The sequence below is a fragment of the Actinomadura logoneensis genome (genome assembly GCF_003428695.1).
Classification (GTDB): domain Bacteria; phylum Actinomycetota; class Actinomycetes; order Streptosporangiales; family Streptosporangiaceae; genus Spirillospora; species Spirillospora logoneensis.
In genome coordinates, this window is sequence record NZ_QURH01000060.1 from 1 (window position 1) to 4,272 (window position 4,272).

Consider the following 4,272-nt stretch of genomic DNA (forward strand, 5'->3'; position numbering starts at 1 on the left):
CGCGAGGCTCCGCGGAACGCGCGCGGGCGGCGGTCGCGGGCCGCGCTGCTGCGGGCGGTCCGCGAGATCGTGGAGACCGAGGGCGTCCCGGCCGCCACGATGGCGGCCGTCGCCGAGCGCGCCGGGGTGTCGCGGCGCGCGGTCTACCTGCACTTCGCGTCCCGGGCGGACCTCATCACGGCGCTGTTCGACCACGTCAACGAGGAGGAGGACCTCGAAGGACGGTTCGCCCCCGTCGCCGAGGCCCCGGACGCCCGGACGGCTCTCACGGTCTTCGCCCACCGGCACGCCGAGTTCACGGCCCGGACCCTCGCGGTCTCCCGCGCGGTCGAGCGCGTCGCGCACACCGATCCCGACGCGGCCCGGCACTGGGAGACCGTCCTGTACTGGCGGCGCGAGAGCAACCGGGCGCTGGTCCGGCGGCTCTCCGACGAGGGCGCGCTCGCCCCCCACTGGACGGTCGAGACCGCCACCGACATGCTGCTCGCCCTGATCTCCAACGGCGTCGGCGAGACCCTGCTCGTCGAGCGCGGCTGGCCGGTCGAGCGGGTCGGCGAGCACATGGCCGCCGTCCTCACCTCGGCCTTCCTCACCCGCTGAGAATCCGTCCGGGCCGTGACTACCCCCGTTCGGGGGTGGCGCCGGTCACAGGGACTGGGAACGATCCTGGTGAGACGAGGAGGTTCGATGCAGGCGGTCGAGTTCCGGGCGGCGCGTGATTTTCTGCTGGCCCACCGTGAGGACTACGAGGCGGCGCGGGAGGGGTTCCGCTGGCCGGTGCTGACCGGGTTCAACTGGGCGCTGGACTGGTTCGACCACATCGCCGACGACAACGACCGCACCGCGCTGTGGATCGTCGAGGAGGACGGCTCGGAGGCGAAGTACACCTTCGCCGAGATGGCCGAGCGGTCCGCGCGCGTCGCGAACTGGCTGCGCGGCGCGGGCGTCCGGCGCGGCGACCGGGTGGTCGTGATGCTCGGCAACCAGGTCGAGCTGTGGGAGACCGTCCTCGCGACGATGAAGCTCGGCGCGGTGATGATCCCCTGCACGCCGCTGCTCGGCACCGACGACCTGCGCGACCGCGTCGAGCGCGGCCGGGCGGGGCACGTGGTCGTCTCGTCCGCGAGCGCCGCCAAGTTCGACGGCGTCCCCGGCGACTTCACGCGGATCGCGGTCGGCGAGCCCGTGGACGGCTGGCTGCGCTACGCCGACGCCTACGACGCCGACCCGCACTTCACCCCGTACGGGACGACCCGCGCCGACGACACGCTGCTGCTGTACTTCACGTCCGGGACGACCGCGAAGCCGAAGCTCGTCGAGCACACGCACGCGTCCTACCCGGTGGGCCACCTGTCCACGATGTACTGGATCGGCCTGCGGCCCGGCGACGTCCACCTGAACATCTCCTCGCCCGGGTGGGCCAAGCACGCGTGGAGCAACGTCTTCGCGCCGTGGAACGCCGAGGCGACCGTCTTCGTCTTCAACTACACCCGCTTCGACGCCGGAAGGCTGCTGGACGCGATCGACCGGTGCGGCGTCACGTCGTTCTGCGCGCCGCCGACCGTGTGGCGGATGCTGATCCAGGCCGACCTCGGTGCGCTGCGGAACCCGCCGCGCGAGGTCGTCGCCGCCGGGGAGCCGCTGAACCCGGAGGTCATCGAGCGGGTCCGGGACGCGTGGGGCATCACGATCCGGGACGGCTTCGGGCAGACCGAGACGACCGTGCAGATCGCGAACACGCCCGGCCAGCCGGTGAAGCCCGGCTCGATGGGGCGGCCGGTGCCCGGCTACGAGGTGGTGCTGGTCGACCCGGTCACCGGGGAGCGCGGCGACGAGGGCGAGATCTGCCTCGACCTCGCCGAACGCCCGCTCGGCCTGACCACCGGCTACCACGGCGACGAGGAGCGCACCGCCGAGGCGATGGCGGGCGGCGTCTACCACACCGGCGACATCGGGGCCCGCGACGAGGACGGCTACATCACCTACGTGGGCCGCGCCGACGACGTGTTCAAGGCGTCGGACTACAAGATCTCCCCGTTCGAGCTGGAGAGCGTGCTGATCGAGCACGAGGCGGTCGCGGAGGCGGCGGTCGTGCCCTCCCCGGACCCGGTGCGGCTGGCCGTCCCCAAGGCGTACGTGACGCTCGCGGCCGGGGTCGAGCCGTCCGACGCCACCGCCAAGTCGATCTTCGAGCACTGCGCGGCGCGGCTGTCCCCGTACAAGCGGGTGCGGCTGCTGGAGTTCACCGCGGAGCTGCCCAAGACCATCTCCGGCAAGATCCGCCGGGTGGAGCTGCGCGGCGCCGAGACCGCCAAGCACACCCGCCCCGACGCCCGCCCGGCGGGCGAGTACCGCGAGGACGACCTCCGATGACCGCATCACCCCTGACCGCCTCCCCCTCCCCCGCCTCCCCTTCGGCCAAGGCACTCTCGTACGCGTCGGGCACGTCCGCCCTGCCGCTGCTCGGCGACACCATCGGCGCGAACCTCGAACGGACCGTCGCGTCCTTCCCCGACCGGGAGGCGCTGGTCGAGTGCGAGACCGGCCGCCGCTGGACGTACGCGCAGCTCAACGACGAGGTGGACGTCGTCGCGCGCGGCCTGGCCGCGCTCGGCGTCCGCAAGGGCGACCGGGTCGGGATCTGGGCCCCGAACGTCGCCGAGTGGGTGTTCGTCCAGTACGCGACCGCCAAGCTCGGCGCGATCCTGGTGAACATCAACCCCGCCTACCGGACGCACGAGCTGGAGTTCGTGCTGAAGCAGGCCGGCATCCGGACGCTGGTCGCCGCGCCGTCGTTCAAGACGTCCGACTACGCCGCGATGATCGAGCAGGCCCGGCCGAACTGCCCGGACCTGCGGGACGTCCTGCTCCTCGGCCGCGAGTCCTGGACCGACCTGCTGGAGGCCGGGCGCGACGGCGTCCTCCCGGACGCGGCCCTGTCCGCCGACGACCCGATCAACATCCAGTACACGAGCGGGACGACCGGCTTCCCCAAGGGCGCGACGCTCTCGCACCACAACATCCTCAACAACGGCTTCTTCGTCGGCGAGATCTGCGGCTACGACGAGGAGGACCGGATCTGCGTCCCGGTGCCCTTCTACCACTGCTTCGGCATGGTGATGTGCAACCTGGCGGCGACCTCGCACGGCGCGTGCGTCGTCATCCCCGCGCCCGGCTTCGACCCGGCGAAGACCCTCGCGGCCGTCTCCGCCGAACGCTGCACGTCCCTCTACGGTGTCCCGACGATGTTCATCGCCGAGCTCAACGACCCGTCGTTCGCCTCGCACGACCTGTCCTCGCTGCGCACCGGGATCATGGCGGGCTCGCCCTGCCCGGTGGAGGTGATGAAGCAGGTCATCGACCGGATGGGCATGACCGAGGTGACGATCTGCTACGGCATGACCGAGACGTCCCCGGTGTCCACGCAGACCCGCGCGGGCGACTCCCTGGAGCGCCGCGTCGGGACGGTCGGGACCGTCCACCCGCACCTGGAGGTCAAGGTCGTCGACCCGGAGACCGGCGCGCCGGTGCCGCGCGGCGTCCACGGCGAGCTGTGCACCCGCGGCTACTCGGTGATGCTCGGCTACTGGGACCAGCCCGAGCAGACCGCCCAGGTGATCGACGCCGCCCGCTGGATGCACACCGGCGACCTCGCCGCGATGGACGACGACGGCTACGTCACGATCACCGGCCGGATCAAGGACATGGTCATCCGGGGCGGCGAGAACATCTACCCGCGCGAGGTGGAGGAGTTCCTGTTCACCCACCCCGACATCGTGGAGGCGCAGGTCATCGGCGTCCCGGACGAGAAGTACGGCGAGGAGCTGATGGCCTGGGTCCGGCTCCGCCCCGGCGCGTCCGCCCTCACCCCCGAGTCCCTGCGCGAGTACTGCACGGGCCGCCTCGCCCACTACAAGATCCCCCGGTACGTGCACGTGGTGGACGACTTCCCGATGACGGTGACGGGCAAGGTCCGCAAGGTCCAGATGCGGGCGGAGGCGGTGGACATCCTGGGCCTCGCCTGACCCTCCGGTTGGCGTTCGCCGCCGTTCCGGGCATGCTGACGTGCATGGACGAGCAGGACGCCGGAACCGCGCGCACCGCCGTCCTGCCCTCCCACCCGGGCTGGGAGGAGGTGCGGGCGGTCCACGCCGAGCTGCTGGAACTCGCGGAGCGCGTCGCGGACCACGAGGTCCGCGACCGCCTCCGCGCCGCGTCCCGCCGCTTGGCCGCCGCGGGCACGCCCCCGCCGCGCCGGCCGCACCGGCCGCG

General features: G+C 72.4%; 3 protein-coding genes and 1 pseudogene. All 4 read left to right on the top strand.

Going from position 1 to position 4,272, the window contains the following annotated elements:
- A partial coding sequence (locus DZF91_RS03075; protein WP_147340966.1) for a TetR/AcrR family transcriptional regulator occupies positions 1–600 on the top strand: 600 nt, incomplete at its 5' end.
- A gap of 87 nt (positions 601–687) precedes the next feature.
- Entirely contained in the window at positions 688–2,373 is a 1,686-nt protein-coding gene (locus DZF91_RS03080; protein ID WP_117355986.1) for an AMP-binding protein, read from the top strand.
- Positions 2,370–4,025, top strand: coding sequence for an AMP-binding protein (locus DZF91_RS03085; RefSeq protein WP_117355987.1), 1,656 nt, complete (start codon positions 2,370–2,372; stop codon positions 4,023–4,025). The genes DZF91_RS03080 and DZF91_RS03085 overlap by 4 nt, the downstream gene beginning before the upstream one ends.
- 44 nt (positions 4,026–4,069) lie before the next feature.
- Positions 4,070–4,272, top strand: a pseudogene (locus DZF91_RS03090) (hypothetical protein); the annotation flags it as partial.

Coding starts and splice junctions, on each gene's coding strand:
- DZF91_RS03080 (WP_117355986.1), top strand. CDS start 688: ATGCAGGCGGTCGAGTTCCGGGCGGCGCGTGATTTTCTGCTGGCCCAC.
- DZF91_RS03085 (WP_117355987.1), top strand. CDS start 2,370: ATGACCGCATCACCCCTGACCGCCTCCCCCTCCCCCGCCTCCCCTTCG.